The organism is Rhodococcus sp. NPDC060084 (assembly GCF_042730335.1).
Classification (GTDB): Bacteria; Actinomycetota; Actinomycetes; order Mycobacteriales; family Mycobacteriaceae; genus Rhodococcus.
The window spans coordinates 1-24500 of sequence record NZ_JBHWWX010000051.1 but is presented as its reverse complement, the minus strand read 5'-3'; the positions used below and the strand labels follow the sequence as shown (position 1 = coordinate 24500).

At 65.7% G+C, this 24500-nt stretch carries 25 protein-coding genes; 18 read left to right on the top strand and 7 right to left on the bottom strand.

Going from position 1 to position 24500, the window contains the following annotated elements; genetic code table 11:
- Positions 1 to 75: 75 nt before the first annotated feature.
- Positions 76 to 543 carry a carboxymuconolactone decarboxylase family protein gene (locus ACFWBU_RS19490; RefSeq protein ID WP_378529022.1) on the bottom strand — a complete coding sequence of 156 codons (468 nt, stop codon included), beginning with the start codon at positions 541 to 543 and terminating at the stop codon, positions 76 to 78.
- A gap of 451 nt (positions 544 to 994) precedes the next feature.
- Here ACFWBU_RS19490 and ACFWBU_RS19485 point away from each other — a divergent pair, with 451 nt between their 5' ends.
- The 8 genes from ACFWBU_RS19485 (at position 995) to ACFWBU_RS19450 (ending at position 7957) form a co-directional block, all read left to right on the top strand.
- Entirely contained in the window at positions 995 to 1306 is a 312-nt protein-coding gene (locus ACFWBU_RS19485; RefSeq protein WP_169651546.1) for a hypothetical protein, read from the top strand.
- A 242-nt stretch (positions 1307 to 1548) separates the two neighbouring features.
- Positions 1549 to 2715 (top strand): acyl-CoA dehydrogenase family protein, encoded by a 1167-nt coding sequence (locus tag ACFWBU_RS19480; RefSeq protein WP_169622184.1) that lies wholly within the window; start codon positions 1549 to 1551, stop codon positions 2713 to 2715.
- The gene (locus ACFWBU_RS19475) at positions 2715 to 3482 is read left to right on the top strand and encodes an SDR family NAD(P)-dependent oxidoreductase (protein ID WP_169622023.1); all 768 of its coding nucleotides are present in this window, start codon (positions 2715 to 2717) and stop codon (positions 3480 to 3482) included. The genes ACFWBU_RS19480 and ACFWBU_RS19475 overlap by 1 nt, the downstream gene beginning before the upstream one ends.
- Positions 3482 to 4738 carry a CaiB/BaiF CoA transferase family protein gene (locus ACFWBU_RS19470; protein ID WP_378529019.1) on the top strand — a complete coding sequence of 419 codons (1257 nt, stop codon included), beginning with the start codon at positions 3482 to 3484 and terminating at the stop codon, positions 4736 to 4738. Before ACFWBU_RS19475 ends, ACFWBU_RS19470 begins: the two co-directional genes overlap by 1 nt.
- Positions 4735 to 5601 (top strand): enoyl-CoA hydratase/isomerase family protein, encoded by an 867-nt coding sequence (locus ACFWBU_RS19465; RefSeq protein ID WP_169622025.1) that lies wholly within the window; start codon positions 4735 to 4737, stop codon positions 5599 to 5601. Before ACFWBU_RS19470 ends, ACFWBU_RS19465 begins: the two co-directional genes overlap by 4 nt.
- Complete coding sequence (locus tag ACFWBU_RS19460; protein WP_169622185.1) at positions 5594 to 6742, top strand: thiolase family protein; 1149 nt, start codon at positions 5594 to 5596, stop codon at positions 6740 to 6742. The genes ACFWBU_RS19465 and ACFWBU_RS19460 overlap by 8 nt, the downstream gene beginning before the upstream one ends.
- A gap of 109 nt (positions 6743 to 6851) precedes the next feature.
- The gene (locus ACFWBU_RS19455) at positions 6852 to 7454 is read left to right on the top strand and encodes a TetR/AcrR family transcriptional regulator (RefSeq protein ID WP_378529018.1); all 603 of its coding nucleotides are present in this window, start codon (positions 6852 to 6854) and stop codon (positions 7452 to 7454) included.
- Between the two features lie 41 nt (positions 7455 to 7495).
- On the top strand, positions 7496 to 7957 hold the full coding sequence (locus ACFWBU_RS19450; RefSeq protein ID WP_378529017.1) for a hypothetical protein: 462 nt from the start codon (positions 7496 to 7498) through the stop codon (positions 7955 to 7957).
- 70 nt (positions 7958 to 8027) lie between these two features.
- Here the strand turns inward: ACFWBU_RS19450 and ACFWBU_RS19445 are convergent, their stop codons facing one another.
- The 4 genes from ACFWBU_RS19445 to ACFWBU_RS19430 are packed head-to-tail and all read right to left on the bottom strand — an operon-like array spanning position 8028 to position 12104.
- Complete coding sequence (locus ACFWBU_RS19445) at positions 8028 to 8996, bottom strand: NADPH:quinone oxidoreductase family protein (protein WP_378529021.1); 969 nt, start codon at positions 8994 to 8996, stop codon at positions 8028 to 8030.
- 5 nt (positions 8997 to 9001) lie between these two features.
- Positions 9002 to 9787, bottom strand: a complete 786-nt coding sequence (locus ACFWBU_RS19440; protein ID WP_378529016.1) for an enoyl-CoA hydratase-related protein — start codon at positions 9785 to 9787, stop codon at positions 9002 to 9004.
- Positions 9784 to 10776 carry a phosphotransferase family protein gene (locus tag ACFWBU_RS19435; protein WP_378529020.1) on the bottom strand — a complete coding sequence of 331 codons (993 nt, stop codon included), beginning with the start codon at positions 10774 to 10776 and terminating at the stop codon, positions 9784 to 9786. The genes ACFWBU_RS19440 and ACFWBU_RS19435 overlap by 4 nt, the downstream gene beginning before the upstream one ends.
- A 26-nt stretch (positions 10777 to 10802) precedes the next feature.
- Positions 10803 to 12104, bottom strand: coding sequence for an acyl-CoA dehydrogenase family protein (locus ACFWBU_RS19430; protein WP_378529015.1), 1302 nt, complete (start codon positions 12102 to 12104; stop codon positions 10803 to 10805).
- A gap of 101 nt (positions 12105 to 12205) precedes the next feature.
- Here ACFWBU_RS19430 and ACFWBU_RS19425 point away from each other — a divergent pair, with 101 nt between their 5' ends.
- Genes ACFWBU_RS19425 through ACFWBU_RS19415 form a run of 3 tightly spaced genes read left to right on the top strand, consistent with a single transcriptional unit; the run spans position 12206 to position 14374 of the window.
- On the top strand, positions 12206 to 12649 hold the full coding sequence (locus ACFWBU_RS19425) for a VOC family protein (protein WP_378529014.1): 444 nt from the start codon (positions 12206 to 12208) through the stop codon (positions 12647 to 12649).
- Positions 12650 to 12689: 40 nt separating this feature from the next.
- A complete protein-coding gene (locus ACFWBU_RS19420; protein ID WP_169622031.1) occupies positions 12690 to 13520 on the top strand; it encodes an SDR family oxidoreductase in 831 nt (276 codons plus the stop codon).
- Positions 13517 to 14374, top strand: a complete 858-nt coding sequence (locus ACFWBU_RS19415; protein ID WP_378529013.1) for a TIGR03619 family F420-dependent LLM class oxidoreductase — start codon at positions 13517 to 13519, stop codon at positions 14372 to 14374. The genes ACFWBU_RS19420 and ACFWBU_RS19415 overlap by 4 nt, the downstream gene beginning before the upstream one ends.
- Before the next feature lie 33 nt (positions 14375 to 14407).
- On the opposite strand, the gene ACFWBU_RS19410 is transcribed toward ACFWBU_RS19415, so the two are convergent.
- Complete coding sequence (locus tag ACFWBU_RS19410; protein ID WP_378529012.1) at positions 14408 to 15067, bottom strand: TetR/AcrR family transcriptional regulator; 660 nt, start codon at positions 15065 to 15067, stop codon at positions 14408 to 14410.
- Between the two features lie 89 nt (positions 15068 to 15156).
- On the opposite strand from ACFWBU_RS19410, the gene ACFWBU_RS19405 reads away from it, so the two are divergent.
- From ACFWBU_RS19405 to ACFWBU_RS19380, 6 genes are read left to right on the top strand one after another with little or no spacing between them, the layout of a single operon-like run.
- Positions 15157 to 16452: a hypothetical protein gene (locus ACFWBU_RS19405; RefSeq protein WP_378529011.1), complete on the top strand. Its 1296-nt coding sequence runs from the start codon at positions 15157 to 15159 to the stop codon at positions 16450 to 16452.
- 7 nt (positions 16453 to 16459) lie between these two features.
- Positions 16460 to 17869 carry an acyl-CoA reductase gene (locus tag ACFWBU_RS19400; protein ID WP_378529010.1) on the top strand — a complete coding sequence of 470 codons (1410 nt, stop codon included), beginning with the start codon at positions 16460 to 16462 and terminating at the stop codon, positions 17867 to 17869.
- Positions 17862 to 18950, top strand: coding sequence for an aldo/keto reductase (locus ACFWBU_RS19395; protein WP_378529009.1), 1089 nt, complete (start codon positions 17862 to 17864; stop codon positions 18948 to 18950). Before ACFWBU_RS19400 ends, ACFWBU_RS19395 begins: the two co-directional genes overlap by 8 nt.
- A 53-nt stretch (positions 18951 to 19003) precedes the next feature.
- Positions 19004 to 20437, top strand: a complete 1434-nt coding sequence (locus ACFWBU_RS19390; RefSeq protein WP_378529008.1) for an aldehyde dehydrogenase family protein — start codon at positions 19004 to 19006, stop codon at positions 20435 to 20437.
- A gap of 26 nt (positions 20438 to 20463) precedes the next feature.
- A complete protein-coding gene (locus tag ACFWBU_RS19385) occupies positions 20464 to 20937 on the top strand; it encodes a carboxymuconolactone decarboxylase family protein (RefSeq protein ID WP_169622036.1) in 474 nt (157 codons plus the stop codon).
- On the top strand, positions 20934 to 21881 hold the full coding sequence (locus tag ACFWBU_RS19380) for an NAD(P)-dependent oxidoreductase (protein ID WP_378529007.1): 948 nt from the start codon (positions 20934 to 20936) through the stop codon (positions 21879 to 21881). The genes ACFWBU_RS19385 and ACFWBU_RS19380 overlap by 4 nt, the downstream gene beginning before the upstream one ends.
- Before the next feature lie 4 nt (positions 21882 to 21885).
- Here the strand turns inward: ACFWBU_RS19380 and ACFWBU_RS19375 are convergent, their stop codons facing one another.
- Positions 21886 to 22647: an SDR family NAD(P)-dependent oxidoreductase gene (locus ACFWBU_RS19375; RefSeq protein WP_169622038.1), complete on the bottom strand. Its 762-nt coding sequence runs from the start codon at positions 22645 to 22647 to the stop codon at positions 21886 to 21888.
- 149 nt (positions 22648 to 22796) lie between these two features.
- On the opposite strand from ACFWBU_RS19375, the gene ACFWBU_RS19370 reads away from it, so the two are divergent.
- Complete coding sequence (locus ACFWBU_RS19370) at positions 22797 to 24359, top strand: acyl-CoA synthetase (RefSeq protein ID WP_378529006.1); 1563 nt, start codon at positions 22797 to 22799, stop codon at positions 24357 to 24359.
- The last annotated feature ends 141 nt before the right edge of the window (positions 24360 to 24500 follow it).

Here is a 24500-nt window from a genome sequence, read left to right as displayed (position 1 = left end):
CGGGGCGGTACCGAGTTCGGGATAGTGCTCGGTCCAGCTTCCCTCGGCCGGTTTGGTGAAGTGGGGCAAGGCTTTCTACCTTTCGTCTTCGAACTCGATACCGAAGGTGTTGTACGCCATCGCCATCAGGCTGTAGCCACCTACGGTGAAGATCAGGTCCATGAGTTGTTTGGTGTCGAGACGGGCTGAAAGTGCCGTCCATGTCCGCTCGGAAATCCGCGAGGACTCGTGTAGCTCGTCGACCGCCTCGAGCAGCGTGCTCTCGAAGGGATCGTCCGACCTGCCGTCCAGCGCTGCGGAGATTTCGTCTGCGGTCAGGTCGGTTTCTGCCGCCGCAATGACTTTGTGATGCTCACGCTCGTACTCGCATTCGTGAAGATGGGCGGTACGAAGGATGGCAAGTTCGCGCAGGCGGGGCGGCAGCGTGGACCGGAAGAGCAGATGCACACTGAACCCGAGGAATGCCTTCGTCAGTTCCGGATGATTCACGAGCGTCGCCATGGCGACACCTGCACGTTCCGGATTCCGCATATCCCGGGGCATGAGCCCTTTCAAAGCGGCATCGACCTTGTCGTCCCATCGATCTGCCGGCAGTGGGGGCAGCAGGACCACTCCCAGCCTCCTCCCTCTCGGAGAATCACATTCTCATTTCTGATCGATAGGTTTCCATGCCTCGCCCCAGGTGTCAAACACTCATGTTTCACCGGATGAATCCGCAGGTCACCGGGGTGTCGAACGGTTGCCCCCGCGCGCGCACGTCGCGCGAGGTCTGAAAAAGGAGGTCGCTCCGCTTAGGAGTGTTTGCCGGGAGAACAGGTTGATTCTCCGGATAGGAGAAGATAGTTTCCTCGTATTGAGCTGCTCGAACCGCTGCTCTGTGCCGCTCGTGCTCGGGGGTGCCGTGGAATGCGGCTCCCAGGCCCGGGCTTTCCGGATGTTCGCGCACTCGCAGAACCCACGCTCGGTGTCCGAGCGATCGACAGAGAGGTACGCCGTGACCACACCTTCACCGCTCCGCCCCGGTCAGCAGCTCGCCAGCACCACCTGCTCGACGAGAATCGTCGTCGTCCGGGTTCCCTCGGAAGGCGTGCAGGAGTTCGCCTGCGGCGGAGAAGCCATGATCCCGGCACCTCCCGGCCGGCCGTCGGAACCGGCGAGCGGCACCGGGACGCTGCTCGGCAAGCGGTACGTCGACGCCGGCGACACGGTCGAGGTGCTCTGCACTTCCCCGGGCGCAGGCGAACTCAGTTACGCCGGGGTTCCCATGGTCGTGAAGTCGGCACAGGCGTTGCCGGCATCCGACTGACCGATCAGGGTCGGTGCGTTCGAAGTGGTGCTCGAAAACCGTCGAGCACATTCCCGGGAACGGTGCACAGCCGGTGCACGAATCGCAGAAGGGCACGAAGTGAGCGTCCAGGTACGCAGTCACCGCGAGATCGGTGAATCCGAACAATTCCGAAGCTGTCGGGAGACTGCGCGGCACTACCGTCGTGCCCGCGCGCTCGCCCGACCGTACGGCTCGGACGTGAGGGGACAGTAATGGGAGGCATGAGTTTCGACCTCACCGAGGACCAGGAACTGATCCGTTCCTCGGTCGCCGAACTGACGAAGAAATTCGACGACCAGTACTGGATGGAAAAGGATCTCGCACACGAGTTCCCGTCCGAGTTCTACAAGACGATGGCCGACGGCGGCTGGCTGGGCATCACGATGCCCGAAGAATACGGCGGGCACGGTTACGGCATCACCGAGGCGACCCTGCTGCTCGAGGAGGTGGCGCGTTCGGGAGGCGGTATGAACGCCGCAAGCGCCATCCACCTGAACATCTTCGGTATGCAACCCGTGGTCAAGCACGGGTCCGACGAACTCAAGGCGCGGACGCTGCCCCGCATCGTGAACGGTGATCTGCACGTCTGCTTCGGCGTCACCGAACCGGGTGCGGGTCTCGACACGTCGCGGATCACCACGTTCGCCAAGCGCGTCGGCGACCACTACGTCGTCAACGGGCGCAAGGTGTGGATCTCGAAAGCGGCCGAGTCGGAGAAGATCCTGCTGCTCACTCGCACCCAGCGTTACGACGAGGTCGAGAAGAAGACCGACGGCATGACCCTGTTCATGACCGACCTCGATCGCAGCAAGGTCGACATCCGGCCCATCCGGAAGATGGGACGCAACGCCGTCACGTCGAACGAATTGTTCATCGACGACCTGCACATTCCGGTCGAGGATCGCGTCGGCGAAGAAGGCCAGGGCTTCCGCTACCTTCTCGACGGTCTCAACCCCGAACGGATGCTCATTGCGGCCGAAGCCCTCGGTATCGGGCGGGTGGCACTCGACAAGGCCGTCAAGTACGGCAACGAACGCGAAGTGTTCGGCCGGCCCATCGGAATGAACCAGGGCATCCAGTTCCCCCTCGCGGATTCGCTGGCACAGCTCGACGCCGCAGAACTGGTGCTCCGCAAGGCAACGTGGCTCTACGACAACGGAAAGCCGTGTGGCAGGGAAGCCAACACAGCGAAATACCTCTGTGCCGATGCGGGATTCACCGCTGCGGACCGCGCTCTGCAGACGCACGGCGGCATGGGGTATTCGGAGGAATACAACGTCTCGCGCTACTTCCGCGAGGCACGCGTCATGCGCATTGCACCGATCAGCCAGGAAATGATCCTGAACTTCCTGGGCTCACACGTTTTGGGATTGCCGAGGAGTTACTGATGGCGGAGAAGAACAACCTTTTCGACCTCACCGGACGGTCGGCGCTGGTCACCGGCGCGGCAGGTGGCATCGGGTCCGCGGTGGCGGAGGCCCTCGCCGCGGCCGGTGCGGCAGTTCTCGTCACCGACGTGGACGGTGATGCGGCTGCGCTTGTGGCCGAGCGGATTTCGCAGAACGGCGGCAAGGCAGACAGCGCCGCACTGGATGTTCGCGACCGGGCCGCCGCCGACTCTGCGGCTGCGCGGGCCGCCGGCTTCACCGAAGGCGTGCTGCACATTCTGGTCAACAACGCCGGTGTCACCGATCCCGCGATGTTCGCGGAGACGAGCACCGAATCCTTCCAGCGCATCCACGACATCCATGTGCTCGGCGCCTTCACCTGTTCGCAGGCAGCGCTTCCTTTCCTGGCCACGGACGGCACCGGACGCATCATCAACGTCACCTCGTCCGCCGGAATCACGGGCACTCTCGGCCAGGTGAACTATTCGGCCGCGAAGGCCGGCATCATCGGAATGACCAAGTCGCTGGCACGGGAGCTCGCGCGGAAGAACATTCTCGTCAACGCGCTCGCCCCGCTCGCTGCGACACCGATGACGGAGACGATTCGCACGAACGAGAAGTTCGCCGCGACCATGCTGAACCGAATTCCCCTGCGACGCTGGGCCGAGCCCTCGGAGGTCGCTGGTGCCTTCGTGTTCCTCGCCACGGACGCCGCGTCGTTCATCACCGGCCAGGTGCTGCCGGTAGACGGTGGCATGGTGATGTGATGTCCGACCCGACGAGCCCGGAGGGCCCGCTGTCGGGGGTCACGGTCGTGACGCTCGAGCAGGCCGTCTCGGCGCCGATGTGTACTCGCACGCTCGCCGACTTCGGGGCGCGGGTCATCAAGATCGAAAATCCTCGGGGCGGTGATTTCGCCCGCGACTACGACGACGTCGTCAACGGTATGGCCGCGCACTTCGTGTGGGCGAACCGGGGCAAGGAATCCGTCACGATCGACCTGAAGTCGGACGCCGGAATCGCAACCTTGCACACGCTGCTGGCCGGTGCCGACGTACTCGTGTCGAATCTCACTCCGGGAGCCACTGCGCGACTGGGCATCTCGCGGGAAATGCTGGCGGAGCGCTACCCCGATCTGATCGCTGTAGAGATCGACGGTTACGGCCAGGGCGGACCGCTGTCCCACAAGCGCGCGTACGACCTGCTCGTGCAGGCGGAGTCGGGCGCGTGCGCGGTGACCGGTTTCCCCGATATGCCGGCGAAACCGGGTCCTCCCGTCGCCGACATCAGCACGGGTCTGTATGCGGCCGTGTCGATTCTCGCGTTGCTGTGCGGAAGGGAACGGCATCGTGGACGTGCCGGGGCGCTGACCTCGGTGTCCGTGAGTCTGTTCGACACCATGACCGAGATCATGGGATATCCGCTCACCTACACGCGGTACTCGGGTGTGGATCAGCAACCGCGCGGGATGAGTTCACCAGCGGTCTCGCCCTACGGTGCGTACCGGACGGCCGACGACCAGACCGTGGTGCTCGGTACGACCAACGACCGGGAGTGGCAGCGACTCGCACGCGAGATCATCGGACGTGACGATCTCGCCGACGACGAGCGTTTCCGCACCAATACCGGACGATGTGAGAACAGGGCGGTTCTCGACGAGGCGATCTCGCAGTGGTGCGCAGAGTACCCGCTCGACCACGTGCAGAAGGTCGCGGACGAGGCCGGGATCGGCAACGCGCGATACAACCTGCCGAGTGAAGTACTCGTGCATCCCCAGTTGACGGCGCGTGACAGGTGGCGCGAAGTGGATTCGCCGAACGGTCCGATCGACGCGCTCTTGCCACCGCCGGTGATCACGGGCTTCGACCCGCCGATGGGCGCTGTTCCGGGCCTCGGTGAACACACCGCACGGGTGCTCGCCGACGCCGGATTCAGGTCGGATCAGATCGAGAAACTTCGTGCGGAGGGTGCAATCGGCCCCGCGTACCGGTTCCCGGAATCGGCTGCGAGGCAGAACCGGTGACGGCCGGGGAGTCACTGCTCGTCGACGATCGCGGTGGTGTGCGGACGCTGACACTGAATCGGCCCGCCCGCAAGAACGCACTCGACAGCGGTTTGTGGGATGCGCTGCGCAATGCCCTGGACGAGGCCGGTCAGGACCCCGAGGTGCGGGTGCTTGTGGTGACCGGCGCCGGCGGCGCGTTCTGTTCCGGAGCCGACCTGTCCAATCCCGGTCGGGCGCACCCTTTGCGCAAGATGCGTGTCCTCACCGACATCGCATTGCTTCTGCACGAGCTTCCGGTGCCGACCATCGCAAAGATCGACGGTGTGGCGGTCGGAGCCGGATGGAATCTGGCGCTGGGGTGTGACTTCGTTGTCGCGACTCCGAGATCCACGTTCTCGCAGATCTTCTCGCGACGCGGGCTGTCGTTGGACCTCGGCGGATCGTGGCTGTTGCCCAAGCTGGTCGGCCTGCAACAGGCCAAGAGGCTGGCTCTGCTCGCCGAGACGATCGACGCGGAACACGCCCATCGGCTGAACCTGGTGACCTGGGTCGAGCCCGAAGACACGATCGACGCGTTCGTCGACGACCTCGCCGGCCGTCTCGTCGCGGGTCCGCCGGTGGCGCTCGCGCAGACCAAGGCGCTGCTGAACGAGGGGGCCGATCGCACCCTCCGTGAATCGCTTGCCGGGGAGGCCCGCGCACAGGCGGTCAATTTCGCCACCGCGGATGCACCCGAAGCTTTCGCCGCCTTCGCGGAGAAACGGGACGCGAGGTTCACCGGTCGCTGGGCGATCGGTGGCGCCGCCGCCGCGAAGTCTGCGCCCGGTGCGTCAGGCGTGAGGCAACAACCGGATACGAATGGAAGAGAAGAAGATGCGTGAAGTTGTCATCGTCGAGGCGATCCGTACCCCGGTCGGTAAACGCAACGGAGGACTGGCGGGGGTGCACCCGGTAGATCTGTCGGCGCACATCCTTCGGGCTCTTGCGGAGCGAACGGGTATCGATCCCACCGTGATCGACGACGTGGTGTGGGGTTGCGTGTCGCAGGTGGGCGACCAGTCCAGCAATGTCGGGCGCTACTCGGTGCTCGCCGCCGGATGGCCCGAATCCATCCCGGGCACCACCGTCAACCGCGCCTGTGGCTCGAGCCAGCAGGCACTGGATTTTGCGGCCCAAGCCGTGATGTCGGGTCAGCAGGATGTGGTCGTCGCAGGCGGGGTCGAGGTGATGAGCCGGGTGCCGCTCGGTGCTGCGCGCGGCACCGGTATGCCCTACGGTCCCCAGGCGCTGGCCCGCTATGACGGCTTCGCGTTCAACCAGGGGATTTCGGCGGAGAAGATCGCGCAGAAGTGGGGTCTTTCGCGGACCGACCTGGACGAGTACGCGGTGCTCTCGCACGAGCGTGCCGCTGCGGCGCAGGATCGCGGAGCGTTCGACGGGCAGATCGTGCCGGTCGCCACCGACAACGGATCGGTCTCCGCGGACGAAGGCGTCCGCCGCGGAAGCACGGTGGACAAGCTCGCCGGGCTGAAGCCTGCTTTCGCCGAGGACGGAGTCATCCACGCTGGCAACTCGTCGCAGATCTCGGACGGCGCGGCCGCCCTGCTCGTGACCACGCCTGAGAAGGCTCGCGAGCTGGGACTGACGCCGCTGGTGCGATACCGCGCCGGTGCGGTCGCCGGCGCCGATCCGGTTCTCATGCTCACCGGCCCGATCCCGGCGACCGAGAAGGTGCTCGGCAAAGCCGGTGTCGCGCTCGGGGATGTGGGTGTTTTCGAGGTCAACGAAGCGTTCGCGTCGGTGCCGCTCGCCTGGCTTGCCGAAACCGGCGCCGACATCGGGCGGGTGAATCCACTGGGAGGTGCCATCGCGCTCGGGCACCCGCTTGGCGGATCGGGTGCGGTGCTGATGACGAGGATGATTCATCACATGCGTGACCAGGGACTCCGGTACGGACTCCAGACGATGTGCGAAGGCGGTGGGACCGCGAACGCCACGATCGTCGAGCTGATGGATCACTGACGCTGTGACGTGAGTTGCAAAATAAACTCGATGAGACCCTTGTCACATGGGACCAAACCGACCTAATGTGTGTTCGGTAGGTTTGGTCGACGAGGAGGGCGAAGCAAGGGTGCAACACCGTGCGTACGACACGCTCCTCGCCAGGGGTGAGGATCGGAGGGCGCAAATTCTCGGCGTCGCCCAACGGTTACTGGCGAGGAACGGGTGGCGGAGCACGAGTGTCGCTCAGATCGCGCGGGCCGCAGGGCTCAGCCCGGCGGGTCTGTTGCATCACTTCGATTCGAAGACCGAGTTGTTGCATGCCGTGCTCGACGCACGGGATGCCGACGACCTTGCTCGTGTGGACCGCTCGGGAGATCTCATCGAACAGATCATGAAGATCCCCGGTCGCTTCCGGGACTCTCCCGATCTGGTGGGGATGTACGCGGTGCTCCTCGTGGAGAACCTCGAACCGGACGCGCCACTGCACGATCGCCTACTCGGTCGATATCGAGCGGCACTCGACACGGTCGAGGCCGGGATCCGGCGCGGACAGCGCGCCGGACGATACCGAACGGATCTGGACCCAGCCGTCAAAGCGGTGGAGATTGTCGCTTTCCTCAACGGAATGGAAACCTCATGGCTACTCGATCGTTCGCTCCCTCTGACCGAGATCTTCGAGGACTACACACGGTCTCTCGAGCAACAGCTCATGCACGCAAGCACATTCTGAGGAGGCGACTCGCGGTCGTCGCGCCTCGTGTCGCCGACGCAGTGCGATACACCGGCGGCTGGCTGTACGACCAGGTGGCCGCGGGTTGGGAGGTCGTCGTCCTGGTGCCCGGAAATGCCGATATCCGGCCCCTCGAGATCCTCGGTGCCACCACGGTCGACCTCGAATCGGCACTGGAGTGTTCCCCGCACGGCCCGATGCCCGACACCGTCGCGGTGGCGACAGACCTCTACGAAGCCGACGCACGGATCCGTCAGGGCCTGCTCGAGACCTTGGCGAAGCACCCCACCACGATCACGATGTGGGGCAAAGACGTTCCTTCCGAGCTCGACTCCCGGTTCGGTTCCACTCAGCACCGGTTGAGCAGAGCGGCACGAGTTTTCAAGGCGCACGCACTCCAGGCTGCGACGAACGCACCCGTCGACGTCGGGTTCACCGAGTCCTTCCGTACCGACGGAATTGGATCGATGCCGGCGACAGGTACCCTCACCAGCATTCGTTGACGAACACGACACGGCCCGAACCTCCCTGGGATTCGGGCCGTGTCGTCGTGTGGGGACCTTTCGCGCAGGGTCACCGCGCGATATCCACCACGACCTTTCCGATCGCGAGACCGTCCGCCACGTGACGCAGGGCGCGGGAAGCCTCGTCGAGCGGGTAGTGCGCTCCGATGTGGGGTACCGCCCGGCCGGATATCAGCAGGTCGACCAGTTCTGCCTCGTTACGCCGGTATTCCTCGGGATCGAGGTCCTGGAACTGGAATCCCATGATGCGAAGGCCCTTCACCAGAACGAGATTCAGCGGAACCTCCGGTATCGTGCCCGACGCATAGCCCACCGTGACGAATCGGCCGCCGCGTCCGAGGGACCGGAGTGCCGGTACCGAGAGGTCGCCGCCGACCGGATCCACTACGACATCTGCTCCCTCCGGCAGCATCTGCTTCAGGGCGCCACGCAGATCGCCCGCCCGGTGGTCGATCAGGTGCTCGGCCCCGTACTTCTCGGCGACCGCGAGTTTGTCTTGCGACGACGCGACAGCAGTCACGGACGCACCCAGCGCGACACCCAGCTGGACCGCGGCGAGACCGACACCGCCTCCGGCGCCGAGCACGACCAGTCGCTCGCCCGGCTGGAGCCGGGCAACCGACCGGAGCGTGTGGTACGCAGTGCGATGGGCTACGCCGAAGGACGCAGCCGTGCGGTCGTCGATCCCGTCGGGAATCGCCTTCAGCGATGCCGCCGGCGCCACCACTTCTTCGGTGAAGGCTCCGACCAGGCTGGTGCCCGTGACCCGGTCTCCGACGATGAACTCCCCGGTGTCGCCCGCGATCTCGGTGACCACGCCGGCGTACTCGCTACCCGGAACGAACGGGGGCGGCACGCTGATCTGGTACTTGTTCGCGACCAGTAACACGTCGGGAAAATTCACCGCCGCCGCACCCACCCGCACCCGGACCTGCCCGGGTGCGAGTGGTTGCGACGGGAGATCCCGGATCTCGACGATCTCCGGTGGCCCGTACTCCGCACAGACCGCCGCACGCACGGTGCTCATCGCCCCTGCCAGGCCGGCGCTCGCTTCTCCATGAACGCCGCAGCGCCCTCCTTGGCATCGTCGCTGGCGAACACCAGGGACTGCCAGTATCCGAGCCGTTCCGACGCATACTCGGGATCGGTCAGCGAGGACCGTACGAGTTCCTTGACCGCGGCGAGTCCGAGAGGTGCGTTCGCAGCGATGCGGCGCGCGTAGTCCAGAGCGGTGTTCAGCACCTCGTCGGGTTCGACCACGGCGTTGATCAACCCGAGTTCGTACCCGCGTTGCGCGGTGATCGGATCGCCGGTCAGGGCGATCTCGAGTGCGGCGCCGATCGGAATACGCGTCCCGATGGAAGTTCCTCCGCCGGCCGGGAAGAGACCCCTCTTGACCTCGGGCAGACCGAACTTCGCCGCAGACGAGGCGACGATGAGGTCGGCCCCGAGGAGAAGTTCGAGCCCTCCGCCCACCGCGCTGCCGTTGGCGGCACCGATCACCGGTATCCCGAGCTTTCCCTGGCAGAGCCGCGCATACGCGGCAGCAGCGTCATCGGACCCGAGACCGATGTCCTCGCCGCTCGCGAACGCCCGCAGATCCATCCCGGCGCAGAACGCGCGGTCCCCGGTAGCGGTGAGCACGACGGCACGGATATCCGGATCGCGCTCGGCGTCCGCGACCGCGGCACCGAGGCCGCGAATCACCGCGCCGGTCAGCGCATTGCGGGCATCGGGGCGGTCGATGCGCAGCACGAGGATCGGGCCGTGCTGCTCACGAACCAGCCCTTCGACTGCTGCTGCGGTCATCCCTTGTACTCCGTGGATTCGGCGAGGTCCGCGGCCGACTTCATCAGGTCGACGATCACCGGCCCGTACGACTGCAGTTTCACGTCGTCACCGGCACGCTGGAAACCCTGCTCCAGGACGATCGCGAGCTTCCACTTGGCCAGCACGAGGTAGTAGTCGAGGTCGTCGACCTGGCGACCGGAGATGTCCGAGTAGTGCTGGACCAGGTCGGACCGGTTCGGCATTCCCCGGAGGTCGACATAGGTGGCCTCGGCGGCGCTCGGCGAGTTCATGTCCTCGGGCCAGTTCATGACCATCCAGGCGAGGTCGAGCTTGGGATCGCCGACCGTGCCCATCTCCCAGTCGACGAGAGCGGCGAGCTTGGCGGGCGCCCCGTGCTGGAACATCACGTTCGCGAACTGGTAGTCACCGTGCATCAGACCCGGGATGTAGTCGAGCGGGCGATGGTTCTGCAGCCACTTGGTAGCGACGTCGAGACCTTCGATCTCGCGTCCCTTGATCCGTTCGAAGAACGCGGTCCAGCGGTCGACCTGACGGTCGTGGAAACCCTCGGGACGGCCGAGGTCGTGCAGGCCCTGAGCCTTCCAGTCGACCTTCGAGAGCAGGGCTATGCCTTCGGCGAGCTGATAGGCCAGGCCCGCGCGCGCGTCGAGATCGGTGTCGAAAGGTGCCGGCCACGCCTCCCGGTGATCCATCGGCGACCATCCGTCGACGTATCCCATGAGGTAGAACGACCGGCCCAGGACGGACTTGTCCTCGCACGCCGCGACGGCTTCGGTGTGCGGGACATCGGTGCCGTCGAGGCCCTGGATGATGCGCCACTCGCGCATGATTCCCTTGTCGCGGTCGGCGGGTGCCGCAGCCGGCGGGATGCGGATCACGCTGGTGAAGTCATCTCGGGTGAGCTTGTAGATTTCGTTCTGGGTACCGCCGGACAGGTACTCGGCTTCGAGCGGCGCACCCTTGCCGGGCAGGCCATGCTCGTCCATCCATTCGGCGAGTCGCGAGGTATCGATCACTGGTTTCCCACTTCGAGTTCGAGGTAGTCGGCGAGTTTCGCCCGGGCTGCTTCCTGCTTCTTCGGAATCCACTCCGACGGCCACATGTCGTCGGTGGGCTCGTAATCGCGGAGGACCTGCTTGGCGACCGTGGTCTTGTGCACCTCGGTCGGTCCGTCGGCGAGTCCCATCACGGCGGCGCCGTGGATCATCCTGAAGAACGGCATCTCGTTGGTGACACCGAGAGCGCCGTGCACCTGCATTGCGCGCCAGGCGATGTCGTGCAGCACGGTCGGCATCACGATCTTCGCGGTGGCGATGTCCTTGCGGACCTTCTTGTAGTCGTTGTACTTGTCGATCTTCCATGCCGTGTTCAACACGAACAGCCTGAACTGGGCGAGCTGCGCGTACGAGTCGGCGATGTAGCCCTGCACGGTCTGCTTGTCCGCAAGGCGGCTACCGGCGGTCTCCCGGCTCAGGACGCGCTCGCACATCATGTCGACGGCCTTCTGTGCGAGGCCGATCGTCCGCATCGCGTGATGGATGCGGCCACCGCCGAGGCGTGTCTGGGCCGCCGCGAAGGCCTGACCCTCCGCGCCCAGGAGCGCCTCGTGGGGCACGCGCACATCGTTGTAATGGATGAGTGCGTGGGTGCCGTCGTTCAACGGTTCGCCGTACAGTCCGACGTTGCGAACGATCTCGACCCCGGGTGTGTCGGTGGGGACGAGGAACATGGATGTTCCCTTGTGCACCGGGACGTCGGGGTCCGTCACGACCATCACGATGAGGAACGCCGCAGTCCGCGCGTTGGAGGAGAAGTACTTCCACCCGTTGATGACCCAGTCGTCGCCGTCCCTGACGGCGCGGGTCCGGAACTGCGCGGGGTCGGCGCCGCCCTGGGGCTCGGTCATCGAGTACGAGGAGAAGATCTCCCCGTCGAGCAGCGGCTGCAGGTAGCGCGCCTTCTGCTCGGGGGTTCCGTAGTGCGCGATGATCTCGGCGTTACCGGTGTCCGGAGCCTGGCAGCCGAACACGATCGGTGCCCACGACGACCGCCCGAGGATCTCGTTGAGCAGCGCGAGTTTGAGCTGGCCGTAGCCCTGGCCGCCGAGTTCGGGGCCGAGATGCGTCGCCCACAGTCCCTGCTGCCGGACCTGCTCCTTGAGGGGATCGATGGCCTTGCGGCGGAGTCCGTCGAGCGGCACGAACTGCTGGTGCTCCCACACCAGGTCGAGCGGCTCTACCTCGTTTCGCACAAACGCGTCAGCCCAGTCCAGCTTTTCCTGGTACTCGGGATCGGTTTCGAAGTCCCACGCCATTGTGCCTCCTCTCCAACTGTGAGAATATCTTTCTCGCAACTCAGAATACGATTCTTACACGGGTTCGGGTGGTTGCGAAACCCCTACGTTCGGAGGTGGCAGTGAAGGCAGAGGATCTGTTCCATTTCGGGATCGTCGCGGACGACCCGAGGGCGGCACGTGACGAGCTGTCGGACCTGCTCGGTTACAGCTGGGGGCCGCAAGTGGGCGGTCTTGTACCTGTGAAACTCCCGACCGGCGACGCCGTGGTGACGCTCGAATGCTCCTATTCCGTGACGACGCCACGGATCGAAGTCGTTGCGAGCGTCCCCGGAACCATGTGGCAGGCGACCTCCGGGGTGCACCACCTCGGGTACTGGTCCGACGACGTCGATGCGGACTGTGCCGAACTCGAACGGCAGGGTTACTCCGTGGAGGCCACGCGGGACGCGCCCGGAGGTGGACTGTTCTTCGCGTTCGCGCGCAGCCGGACAGGGCTGCTCGTCGAACTCGTCACCCGCGCAGCCGAACCCGGGTTGTCGGGATGCTGGGCACCGCAACACTGAACGCCGGACACGACACCGCACTTACCAGGGGGCGAAAACTGTGACAACAGTCGGGATTGCGACCGGGGCCGGCCGCGGAATGGGATACGCGTGTGCGGCGCGGATGGTCGGCACGGTCGACATGCTGCTGCTCATCGATCTGGAGGAGGCGACGGTGACCGCCGCGGCCGAGGGGTTGTCGACCGAACGGACCCGGGTCGAACCGTTTGTGCTCGACGTCACCGACGCCGACGGCCTCGCGCGACTCGCTCGCCGCGTCGCCGAACTCGGTACCCTCCGGTCGGTTGCGCATGCGGCCGGTATCTCGCCCACCATGGCCGATTGGCGCCGGATCTTCTCCGTCGATCTCGTCGGCACGGCTCTGCTCGCGGAAGCGTTGCGTCCGCTGGCGACCGCCGGTACCGCCTCGGTGTACTTCGCCTCGATGGCGCCGACCATCGGGCAGATCCACGCCTCTCCGGAGATCACCGCGGTGCTGTCGGACCCGCTCGCCGAGGACTTCCTCGATCGTGTGCGCGAATCGGTGGGTGAGGCGGTGGAGCACACCGGCGTCGCGTACGCGTGGGCGAAATACGGCGTGCAGCAGTTCGCGCGCGACGAAGCGGTTCGGCTCGGTGCCGTCGGAGCGCGGGCATGCTCGGTCTCGCCCGGCATGATCGACACGCCACAGGGCCGGCAGGAGGCGGAGCACAACGAACGAATCGGCGCGATGGTCAAGATGACACCGCTCGGCAGGACCGGCGACGCCGACGAACTTGCCGCTGTCGTCGCGTTCCTGCTGTCCGACGATGCGGGATTCGTCAACGGCACCGACGTGCTCGTCGACGGCGGTGTGTGTGCCGCGAGTGCGCGACGACGAGCGGACGCATGAGCCCCACCATGGGGGTGGGTCTCCACTACGGTGGCACCGACACATCGATGCCCCTCGTGGGCCTCGCGCATGCTGCGGAGGAGCGAGGATTCGAATCCCTGTTCGTTCCTGAACATTCCCACATACCGACAGCGCGGAACACACCGTTTCCGGGTGGCGGGCCGGTGCCCGACCATTACTTCGGTCTGTGGGATCCGCTCGTGGGATTGTCCTTCGTCGCGGCGTCGACGAATCTCGTCGTCGGAACGTGCACGGCACTTCCCGGTGGGCACGACCCGATCTCGTATGCCAAGGCCGTGGCCACGCTCGACGTCATGTCGGGCGGCCGGCTGGTTCTCGGTGTCGGATTCGGCTGGAACAACGACGAGTTCGAGGACCACGGGTTCGATGCTCGGGACAAGTACCCGGTGGTCGAAGAGAAGATCGCTCTGATGAAGAGTGTGTGGACCGACGAGGAAGCGGCGTACGACGGTAAACATGTTCGGCTTTCTCCCAGCAGAGTCGGGCCGAAACCCCTGCAACGCCCGCATCCTCCGTTGCTGCTCGGTGTGCGCCCGGGCGCGGTAGGCTTTCGCAGGGTCGCCGCATGGGCGGACGGCTGGATCCCGATGGGGCACCAGGTGGTCGACACGCTGGAGGGTGATCTGAAACAACTCCGCGAGGAGTGGGAGCGGGTCGGCCGCGACCCCGGCGACATCCGCGTGACCGTCCTGCAGGCGATCCGCCCCGACCTCGCCGACGTGCTCGAGCGATTCCGGCAGATGCCGGTCGACCGTGTCGTCGTCGACATTCCGAGCGCCGGTGACGAGGTGCTGCTTCCCGTCCTCGACCAGATCGCCGCAGGCGCCTTCTGACGGGCGCCCGTCTCGCATGTCGCCGGCCGGTTGTCACGCCGGTCGCAGTCCCCGGAGAAACAGTGTCACCGCTGCGCGCGTGTGTGATTCGATATCGGCCGGCGTGCGGATGATGCCGAACGACGCGAGACGGGCGGGTGCGCTCGTTGCCATACCGAGAAACAACTCGGCGAGCATCTCCGGATCGTCCGCGTCGACGGCGCCTTTCCCGGCATGGTGCCGCAGCAGGTCGGCGACGAGTTTCGTCCGGGGCCACGCGCCGCGTCCGTACGTCCGGCGTGCGATCTCGGGATAGCTGGAAGCGTGCGCGATCGCGACCTGTTCGAGACGAACCATCGACGGATCGAGTGCCCGCCGGAGCGCGGTCGTGGCGATCTCGGTCAGGGCGCCCTCGAGGTCGTCGAGTGGGGGCTCCGGCGGTTCGGGGAACGGCCAGTCGGTGCGCTGCACCGCCCATCCCATCACCGATCGGAACACCGCCTCCTTGGTGGGGAAACGCGCATACAGCGAGGGTTTCGTCGTGCCGGCTGCGGCCGCGATGCCGTTCATGGACGTGCCTTCGTAGCCGTGTTCCAGAAACAGCTCGAGGGCGCTTTCCCGGATACGGCGATCGAGATCCGAGGCCTGTTCGGCTGTGGGGCGTCCGCCCTTGTTTCGCTTCGTGCCTTCGCCGGGGGCCGTGGAACTCGTCATATCCGCCAGTGTGCCAAAGCGATCCGGGCATAGACAGAAAACTTGACCCGTGGGTATGGTTACCGGAATCGCATACCGCCGGAGGGGAAATGTCACTGACGCAAGACAAGAACGACGTGATCGAAGCGATCGACGCGAAGTTTCAGGAGCGACGCCGTCAGGTCCCTGTGCTGCATCAGCGCGCCGAAGCAGAAGGCATCACCGCCATCACGTCCCGCGAGGACATGGTTCCGTTGCTGTTCCCGCACACGACCTACAAGAGCTACCCGGAATCGCTCATCGCCAAAGGCCGCTGGTCGAGCATGAATCGCTGGATCGACTCGCTGTCGACGCACCGCGTGACCGAGGTCGACGTCACGGGCGTCTCCGACGTCGACGAGTGGATCGAGGCACTCGAGGCGGCCGGCCACCTCGTGTCCAGCTCGAGCGGGACGAGCGGCAAAGGTTCCTTCCTCAACAAGTCGGTTCGCGACCGTGAAGCCAACATGCAGAACATGATCGACGGGCTCACCGAACTCGGAATGCCGCCGGAACGCCGCTGGCATGTCATCCCCGTCGGACCCGATACCGGGCAGAGCGCACACGTCGCCATGCGCGACCTGATCATCGACAACTACCGCCGTCCCGACGGCATCCCGTTGTTCGAAGGCACTCCGCCGGTCGGTCACCACCGCTATATGGCCCGGCTGCAAGCCATGCGACGAGCCATGGCCGACGGCACCGCCACCCCGGACGACATCGCTGCGTTCGAGGCGGAGGCGCACGGGCGTGCGGCAGAACAGGAACGGCGCCTGCACCACTGGGCGGACCACATCCTTGCGCGGCCCACCGAGGAGATCTTCTTCAACGCCCAGTTCACACAGCTGTTCCGCCTGGTGGAAATCCTCCGGGAGAAGGGTGCCCGCGAAGGCAGCATTTCGGGCGCCAACGCACTGACGGTCGGCGGCGGACTCAAGGGCAGCACCCTGCCCGCGGATTACCAGGAGCAGATCTTCGGAATGCTCAATATCGCGCCCGAGCGGTTCTTCCACTACTACTCCATGCAGGAACTCAACCTCCGCATGCCACGGTGCCTCGGTGGGCGCTACCACGTTCCCGACGGACTCGTGCTGTTCGTACTCGACAAGGACGGCGAAAAACTCGCGGACGTCGTGGACGGAAGAGTCGAAGGCCGTGCAGCTTTCTTCGACCTGACCGTCGACGGACGTTGGGGCGGAACGATCTCCGGCGACCGCATCGTCGTCGAACAGGGGGTGTGCCCGTGCGGGCACGCCGGCGAGACGATTCTTCCCGATATCGCGCGATATTCGGACCTGGGCAACGACGACAAGATCACGTGCGCCGGAACCATGGATGCGTACGTCCGCGGCTTCATCGAACAGTGAGACGACCATGACCACAACTGCTTCCGCGCCGCCCGCGTCCACGATCCGGGTGCCGCACTTCGTCCGCGGTGAACTCGTCTGGGGGGAGGAGAGCGAATACCTTTCCCGCGACTTCGGTGTGCCGTTCGTGACCCCACGTCTCGAGTACAACGGCCTGTTCGCCCCACGCTCGGAGGTCGGACCCGCTTTCGAGGTTCCGGTCTCGGAGATCATCGACTTCCTGGTCGAAACCGCGCAGTACCTGACTCTGGAGAAGAACGAGTACCTCCAGGAATCACTCGAGATGACGGTTCAGGTCAGCGCATTGCCCCGCCGGATCATCGAGAACACCTTCGCTCGCCCGGGACAGTTCCTCACCAGAGCGGCACTCGAATACCGGCTCGAACGGACCTTCGGGAGTCTCGACGTCCTCGACGGCTGGACCGAACGCACCGACCCGAACGGCAGCGTGAGCCGGGTTCGTGCGTTCCCTCCGCGACTGGTCCACATGATGGCCGGCAACTCTCCGAGCGCCGCGATGACCACGATCGCCGACGCGGCCCTGACGAAAGGCATCAACCTCTTCAAGATGCCGTCTGCCGATCCGTTCACCACCGTGGCCGTGCTGCGCACGATGGCTGATATCGCTCCCGATCATCCCGTGCTCCGTTCGATGTCCGCGGTGTACTGGCGAGGCGGTGACGAGGCCGTCGAAAACGTGCTCTACCGCTCGCAGTACTTCGACAAACTCGTCGCGTGGGGCGGTGGCTCTGCCATCGAGAACGCCGCGAAGTATGTGGGTCCGGGGTTCCAGCTGATCTCGTTCGACCCCAAGGTTTCCATGTCGATCGTCGGACGTGAGGCGTTCGAGTCGGAGGAGACACTGCGTGAGGTGGCCGAACTTGCCGCCCTCGACGCCACGATCTTCAACCAGGATGCGTGTCTCGCGGCCCGCCACATCTGTGTCGAAGGCGACGACGAGCAGGTGGACCGGTTCTGTGCGCTGCTGCACGAGCGACTGGGCGTGGACCGCGATTTCGCGGAAGCATTCGGGCCGAAGCCCGGCGCCGAAATCCGGGACGCGGTCGAGGGCATGCGATTCCTCGAACCCGAATACCGGGTATGGGGGACGTTCGACGGTAGTGGTCTCGTGGTGCGCTCCCCGGAGATGGTGGACTTCCACCCGACCGACAAGACGGTCAACGTCATCCCGGTCGCGGCGATGCGCGAGGCCGCGTCCTACGCCACAGTCGCGACGCAGACCGTCGGCGTCTACCCCGCGTCACGGAAGGCCGAGATCCGCGACCTCCTCGCCACTGCCGGGGTCCAGCGCATCGTGCGACTGGGCAGCGCCCTGAAGGGCAGCATGGGTGGACCCCACGACGGCATGTATCCGCTGCACCGTTTCGTCAACTGGGTGGTGGACGACGATGCCTGAACAGCGGTCGAGCGGGATGGCGCAACGGGTTCTCGGATCCTCGGGTATCCGTGTGAGCGAGTGGTGCCTGGGGACCATGACCTTCGGAACGGAATGGGGATTCGGTGCCGATGAGGCGACCAGTCGCGAGGTCTACGACGAATATCGGGCAGCCGGCGGAAATTTCGTCGACACCGCCAACAATTACACCAACGGTGCGAGCGAAGAGATCCTCGGCCGGTTGATCGCCCCCGAGCGCGATGCCGTGGTCGTGAGCACCAAGTACACACTGCCGACCGACCCGCACGACGCGAACTCCGGCGGGAGCAACCGCAAGAGTCTGCGGCGCAGTGTCGAGACGAGCTTGAGGAGGCTGGGCACCGACTACGTAGACATGCTGTGGGTGCACGCATGGGACCGCTGCACACCGGCGGAGGAAACTCTCCGCGCACTCGACGATCTGGTGCGTTCGGGAAAAGTCCTGGCCCTCGGCATTTCCAACACGCCGGCATGGGTTGTCTCCCGGTCGGACGCGATCGCGGAACTCAGAGGGTGGACGTCGTTCTGCGCGATGCAGATCGAGTACTCGCTCGTCGCGCGGACGCCGGAGCGGGAATTGCTGCCCATGGCGGACGAACTCGGGCTCGCGGTGAGTGCCTGGAGTCCCCTCGCCCGCGGCGCCCTGGCACGCGAGCACACCGACGAGAGCCTGGCTCGGCTGTCGGGCCGTGTGCGACGCGTGCTCGAGGTGACGCGCTCGATCGGACAGGAACTCGGGCACTCGCCTGCGCAGGTGGCGCTTGCATGGGTGAGACACCGGGGACCGATGGTCTCGATCGGAGCCCGGACCGTTGCGCAACTGCGGGACAATCTCGGTGCCGCCTCGGTGGTGCTGAACGACGCGCACCTCGCGCAACTCGACGATGCGTCACGGATAACGTTGGGCTACCCGCACGACTTCCTCCACGAGCGCCGTGCGTTGCTCGCCCCGGATGCCTTGCCGCCGTTGGGTGCAACGAGGCAAGATTCGGAGGGCTCTGCACGACGGCGGCACAGCGGTACCCGCCCGGGCGGACAGCAGACAGCATCGGCGGCGCGATAGCCGCGGCACTCGAAGACGGCTGCGTACTTCGACAACTCCCGGAAGGCAACATCATGGAGACGCTCGACCATTGGATCGGCGGCGCGGCAGTACCACCCGCCGGCGGTGAGTACCTCGCGGTCACCGATCCCGCGACCGGCCGGACCGTACGGCAGGTCGCGCGAGGTGATGCCGCCGACGTGGACGCAGCCGTGCGGGCCGCGGTGAAGGCGACCGCCCGATGGCTGGCCATTCCCGCGCTCTCTCGGGGGCGGCTTCTCGTCGATCTCGCCCGTGCGATGCGGGCCGACGCATCGGTCCTCGCGGCACTCGAGATCAGTGAAACCGGAAAGCCGGAGAAGGTCGCGCTCGCGGAGGTGGAGAATTCCGCGACTTATTTCGAGTTCTACGGCGGGCTCGTCGGCATGCCTGCGGGCGAAACCCTGGATGTGGCGCCCGACCAGCACGTGTTCACCATTCGTGAGCCGTTCGGTGTGATCGGCGTGATCACCCCGTGGAACCTTCCGCTCAACCAGTCCGCACGCGCGTGCGCTCCCGCCCTGGCGGCGGGAAACACGGTGGTTGTCAAGCCTTCCGAGAACACTTCCGCCTCCAGCGTGCGGCTCGCGCAGTTGGCCACCGAAGTGGGCTTCCCCGAGGGCGCCTTCACCGTGGTGCTCGGTACGGGGGCCGAAGCCGGGGCGGCGCTCGTCCATCATCCGGATGTCGCCAAGGTTGCCTTCACCGGTTCGGTGCCCACCGGACGCGTGATCGCCGGTATCGCGGCCGACCGGGTCATCCCGGCCACCCTCGAACTGGGCGGCAAATCCGCGAACATCGTGTTCGCCGACGCCGACATCGATGCGGCGGTGGCGGGAGCGGTGCAGGGTTTCACCGCGAATACGGGGCAGGTGTGCTCGGCCGGAACCCGCCTTCTCGTGCAGCGCGACGTGCACGACGAGGTGGTGACCCGACTGGTGGACGCGGTGTCCCGCATCCGCGTCGGCCACGACATGGGCCCCCTCATCACTCGAGACCAGTTCGAGAAGGTGCAGGAATACTTCAAGATCGCCGAATCGGAAGGTGCGCGTGTAGAAACCGGCGGCACGGTGTCGGCATTCGCCGCCGAATCCGGCGGCTTCTACATCGACCCCACCGTGTACAGCGGAGTAGACAACGCGATGCGCATCGCCCGGGAGGAGATCTTCGGTCCGGTGGTCGTGGTCATCCCGTTCGACACGGCGGACGAGGCGATCGCGATCGCCGACGACTCCGACTACGGGTTGGTCGCGGGCGTATGGACGAGGGACATTTCGCGTGCCCTCACCGTCAGCGGGCGCCTGCGCACCGGCCAGGTCTTCGTCAACACCTGGTCGACCGGGTCGGTGCAGACACCGTTCGGAGGCTGGAAGCACAGCGGGTACGGCCGCGAAAAGGGTGTGGAAGCGCTCCACCACTACGGCCAGGTCAAATGCGTCACAGTCAAACTCGATTCGGCCCGGCTCTGAAGCCGCCGGCCACGAAGGGATCACCGATGTCTCCAGAGGGCACCACCGTGCGGAGCGGCGTCGCCGCAGCACACGAGACGGTCTACAACGCCGGACTCACCGAACGCAGGGATGTGCTGGGCGACGAGTATGTCGATGCGGCGCTGACCCGCAACGCGGGCACGGACGGGGAAGCCCTCCAGGGCTACGTCAGCGAGTTCGTCTGGGGCGGTGTGTGGACTCGCGACGGCTTGGGACGGCGCGACCGGTCCCTCGTCACGGTGTCACTGCTCATCGCGCTCGGGCAGCACACCGAACTTGCGACCCATGTGCGCGCGGGACTCCGGAACGGGCTGACCCGCAGGGAGATATCCGAGGCGGTACTCCACGCCACCGCGTACGTCGGCGCGCCGGCGGGACTCGCCGCGATGCGGGTCGTCCAGGCGACACTCGTGGAACAACTGGGACCGCTCGACGCAGCGGAGTCCGGCACCTCCTCCGCCGAGGAGGCGACAGCATGAGTGCGACGTCGGTACGCCGCCTGGGGCACGTCGGTCTCGGTGCTATGGGCCGCCCGATCGCGCGCAACTTCGCGCGCAGCGTCCGGCCACTGGTGGTACGCGATGCCGACACCGACTCTCAGCAGCGTTTCGTCGACGAGCATTCCGGAGTCAGCGGTGCCGCGGGATTCGCCGACTTCTCCGACTGTGATGCCGTGATCCTGGTCCTGCCGACCAGCGACATCGTGGACGCCGTGGTGCTGGGTGAGGACGGCCTGCTCGCGCATCTCCGTCCGGGCGCCGTGCTGATCGATATGGGCTCGAGCGTGCCCACGCGCACACAACGCCTCGCCCGGATCGCCGGAGAGAAGGGGATTTCGGTCGTCGACGCGCCGGTCAGCGGCGGGGTGGCGAAGGCCGAACAGGCGGCCCTCGCCGTGATGGTCGGTGGTGACACCGCTGTTGTCGACAGGGTCCGCCCGTTGTTGCAGGAGACCGGACAGGAGATCATCCACGTCGGTGCGGTCGGTTCGGGACACGCGGCCAAGGCGCTCAACAACCTGCTGGCCGCGAACAATGTCCTCGTCGCGGCCGAAGCCTTGCTCGTGGGCAGGAAGTTCGGCATCGCGCCGGAAACCCTTCTCGCGGTGCTCAACGCGGGGAGCGGCCGCAATCAGGCCACCGAGACGAAGTACGAGAAGTTCGTGCTGTCGCGGACCTTCGATTCCGGATTCGCCGCCGCGTTGATGCGCAAGGACATCGGCATCGCGCTCGACCTGGCGCACGACCAGGGGATCGAGCCGGTGCTGGGAGAGGCCATCGGCCGAGTCTGGAATGCCGCGGTCGACGCCCTCGAACCGGGGGCAGACCAGACCGCGGTGGTGCGCTACCTCGAACAGGCACACGGCGTTTCGCTGGGAGACGCCGCGGCCGAGCAGAACCAGCGCGCCACGGAGACGGAGTAGGTCGTCAACGCAGGACGGTTCCGCCGTCCACGTTGACGACCTGCCCGTTGATCCAGGACCCGTCGTCGGACATCAGATACGCGACCATGCTCGACACATCGGCAGCTTCCCCGAGGCGGGTGCTGCGCGTGCGCGCGAGCATTCCGGCGAGCAGGTCGGGCGGCGCGCCTTCCCGGATCTCGTCGGTCAGGATCAGGCCCGGTGTCACCGCGTTGGCGCGGATGCCTTCGCGTCCCCACCGCGACGCGACATGGCGTGCGAGAGCGTTGATCCCCGCCTTCGTCGCAGAGTATGCGGGCCGTTGCGGATCACCGGTGAACGAGGCGATCGACGAGGTGTAGACGATGGCACCGCCTCCGCGTTCGAGCAGCAGGGGAACGGTGTGCCGCGTGACGAGCATGTGGCCGCGCAGATTGACGGCGACCGTGCGGTCCCACACGTCGAGGTCGATGCTCACCACGTCGGAATCCTTGGTGACGGCGGACATGTCGCCGGCGTTGATGTGGACCGCGTCGAGTCCGCCGTAACCGTCCACCGTCGACGCTACGAGGGCCCGCACGGAATCGTCGTCGGAGATGTCGAACTGCGCCGCGGTCGCCTCACCGCCTGTTGCGCGGATGGAGGCGGCGGTGCGCTCGGCTCCCTCCGCATCGATGTCGCCGACGACGACCCGGGCGCCTTCCCTGGCGAGGCGATGCGCGGAGTCGGCGCCGAGTCCGGTTGCGGCACCCGCGATCAGTACGACTTTGTCTTTCAATCCGTCCATATGAACATCCCTGCTTTTCGCGTCGGTCCAGAAAACCGGAAACCCGTGAATCCGAACCTACCTAGAGCAAGAACAAAGTTCTAGTGTGTGAGAACAATGTTTCCGTTTCGTCGGCGGGGGCCGGCGGTCGACGAAGAAGGCGAGAGTCCGTGACCGAAACCCAGGAACTGTTGATACCGAGCACCCACGCGCGCGCCCACCCGGACCGGCCCGCGATCGTCATGGCGTCCAGCGGAGAGACCGTGACCTACGCGCAACTCGAGGAGCGTTCGATCCGGTTCGCGCGAGCACTCCGATCCCGGGGACTGCGCCCCGGCGACCACATCGCGATCCTCATGGAGAACAACCGCCCGTTCCTCGAGATCTGCTGGGCAGCACAAAGATCAGGCCTGTACTACACGGCGATCAACCGGCATTTCAGGGCCGGTGAGGTCGAGCACGTGCTGAGCGACTGCGGTGCGGTCGCCCTCGTCAGCAGCGAGGGAATGGCCGAGGTGATCGAGAATCTCGACCTCGGTGCCATTCGGGTGCTCGTGTCGGCGAGCGGGTCGATCCCGGGATTCGAACACTACGGCGACGTGCTTCGCAGCGAGTCGGCCGAACCCCTCGAGGCCGAAATCGAGGGCCGGGAGATGCTGTACTCGGGTGGCACCACGGGCTTTCCGAAGGGCGTGCGCAAACCGTGGCCGGGCACGCCACTCGGTGATCCCTCGTGCGCACCCGTTCTCATCGCCCGTGGTCTTCTGCGCCACGGTCCGCGTCAGGACGTCGTCTATCTCTCGCCCGCTCCGCTGTATCATGCGTCGCCACTGGTCTTCTCGATGTCCTGGCATCGGCTCGGCGGCACTGTCGTCGTGATGGAGAACTTCGACGCGCGCACGTGTCTCGAGTTGATCGAGAAGTACCGGGTCACCGACGCGCAGTTCGTCCCCACCATGTTCGTGCGGTTGCTCAAACTGCCCGACGACATCCGCGCTCGGTATGACACGTCGAGCCTGCGGGAGGTCGTCCACGGTGCTGCCCCCTGCCCCGTCGCCGTCAAGCAGCAGATGATGCAGTGGTGGGGACCGATTATCCACGAGTACTACTCGGGTACAGAGGATGTGGGCGCGTCCGCGATCTCTCCCGAAGAGTGGCTGTCGCATCCCGGTTCGGTGGGCCGGCCGATGCAGGAGTGCCACATCGTGGGCGACGACGGTCGAGAGCTTCCCCCGGGGGAGGTAGGCGTGGTGTATTTCGCGGGCGGTCGAGCGTTCGAGTACCACAACGATCCCGAGAAAACCGCGTCCATCACCAACGAGCAGGGGTGGCGGACATTGGGCGACATGGGATATCTCGACGCCGAGGGCTACCTCTATCTCACCGATCGCCAGGCATTCATGATCATCTCGGGAGGGGTGAACATCTATCCGCAGGAGACAGAGAACCTCCTCGTCGGTCACCCCGCGGTGGTCGACGCCGCCGTGATCGGCGTTCCGGACGACGAAATGGGAGAAGCCGTCAAAGCTGTGGTCCAGTTGGCAGATCCGGCGTCGGCAAGCCCGGAACTCGAGTCCGAGCTCATCGACTTCTGCCGTAACGAGCTGGCTTCCTTCAAATGTCCTCGCACGGTGGACTTCGTCACGGAGCTTCCACGCGACCCCAACGGCAAGTTGTACAAGCGCCGACTACGCGACGGGTACTGGGCGGGACGCGAATCCCACGTCGTCTGACCGGGAGACGGACGCCGGTAAACCTCGTAACAGCCAAGGTCATGGGGCATGATCCGGACAGCTGGGCACTTTAGCTACCGGATCGTCACAGGTCGGAAATCCGCCCGAAAGCGCCTGGCGTGTCAACTTCCAGTTTTCCCC

Bases quoted from the DNA above. Each gene is read 5' to 3' on its own strand.
- ACFWBU_RS19410 (WP_378529012.1), bottom strand. From the start codon at position 15,067: ATGACGAGTTCCACGGCCCCCGGCGAAGGCACGAAGCGAAACAAGGGC.
- ACFWBU_RS19385 (WP_169622036.1), top strand. From the start codon at position 20,464: ATGTCTCCAGAGGGCACCACCGTGCGGAGCGGCGTCGCCGCAGCACAC.
- ACFWBU_RS19405 (WP_378529011.1), top strand. From the start codon at position 15,157: ATGTCACTGACGCAAGACAAGAACGACGTGATCGAAGCGATCGACGCG.
- ACFWBU_RS19440 (WP_378529016.1), bottom strand. From the start codon at position 9,787: ATGACCGCAGCAGCAGTCGAAGGGCTGGTTCGTGAGCAGCACGGCCCG.
- ACFWBU_RS19415 (WP_378529013.1), top strand. From the start codon at position 13,517: ATGAGCCCCACCATGGGGGTGGGTCTCCACTACGGTGGCACCGACACA.
- ACFWBU_RS19470 (WP_378529019.1), top strand. From the start codon at position 3,482: ATGTCCGACCCGACGAGCCCGGAGGGCCCGCTGTCGGGGGTCACGGTC.
- ACFWBU_RS19475 (WP_169622023.1), top strand. From the start codon at position 2,715: ATGGCGGAGAAGAACAACCTTTTCGACCTCACCGGACGGTCGGCGCTG.
- ACFWBU_RS19490 (WP_378529022.1), bottom strand. From the start codon at position 543: ATGCCCCGGGATATGCGGAATCCGGAACGTGCAGGTGTCGCCATGGCG.
- ACFWBU_RS19375 (WP_169622038.1), bottom strand. From the start codon at position 22,647: ATGGACGGATTGAAAGACAAAGTCGTACTGATCGCGGGTGCCGCAACC.
- ACFWBU_RS19400 (WP_378529010.1), top strand. From the start codon at position 16,460: ATGACCACAACTGCTTCCGCGCCGCCCGCGTCCACGATCCGGGTGCCG.
- ACFWBU_RS19380 (WP_378529007.1), top strand. From the start codon at position 20,934: ATGAGTGCGACGTCGGTACGCCGCCTGGGGCACGTCGGTCTCGGTGCT.
- ACFWBU_RS19480 (WP_169622184.1), top strand. From the start codon at position 1,549: ATGAGTTTCGACCTCACCGAGGACCAGGAACTGATCCGTTCCTCGGTC.
- ACFWBU_RS19435 (WP_378529020.1), bottom strand. From the start codon at position 10,776: ATGGACGAGCATGGCCTGCCCGGCAAGGGTGCGCCGCTCGAAGCCGAG.
- ACFWBU_RS19460 (WP_169622185.1), top strand. From the start codon at position 5,594: ATGCGTGAAGTTGTCATCGTCGAGGCGATCCGTACCCCGGTCGGTAAA.
- ACFWBU_RS19390 (WP_378529008.1), top strand. From the start codon at position 19,004: ATGGAGACGCTCGACCATTGGATCGGCGGCGCGGCAGTACCACCCGCC.
- ACFWBU_RS19430 (WP_378529015.1), bottom strand. From the start codon at position 12,104: ATGGCGTGGGACTTCGAAACCGATCCCGAGTACCAGGAAAAGCTGGAC.
- ACFWBU_RS19395 (WP_378529009.1), top strand. From the start codon at position 17,862: ATGCCTGAACAGCGGTCGAGCGGGATGGCGCAACGGGTTCTCGGATCC.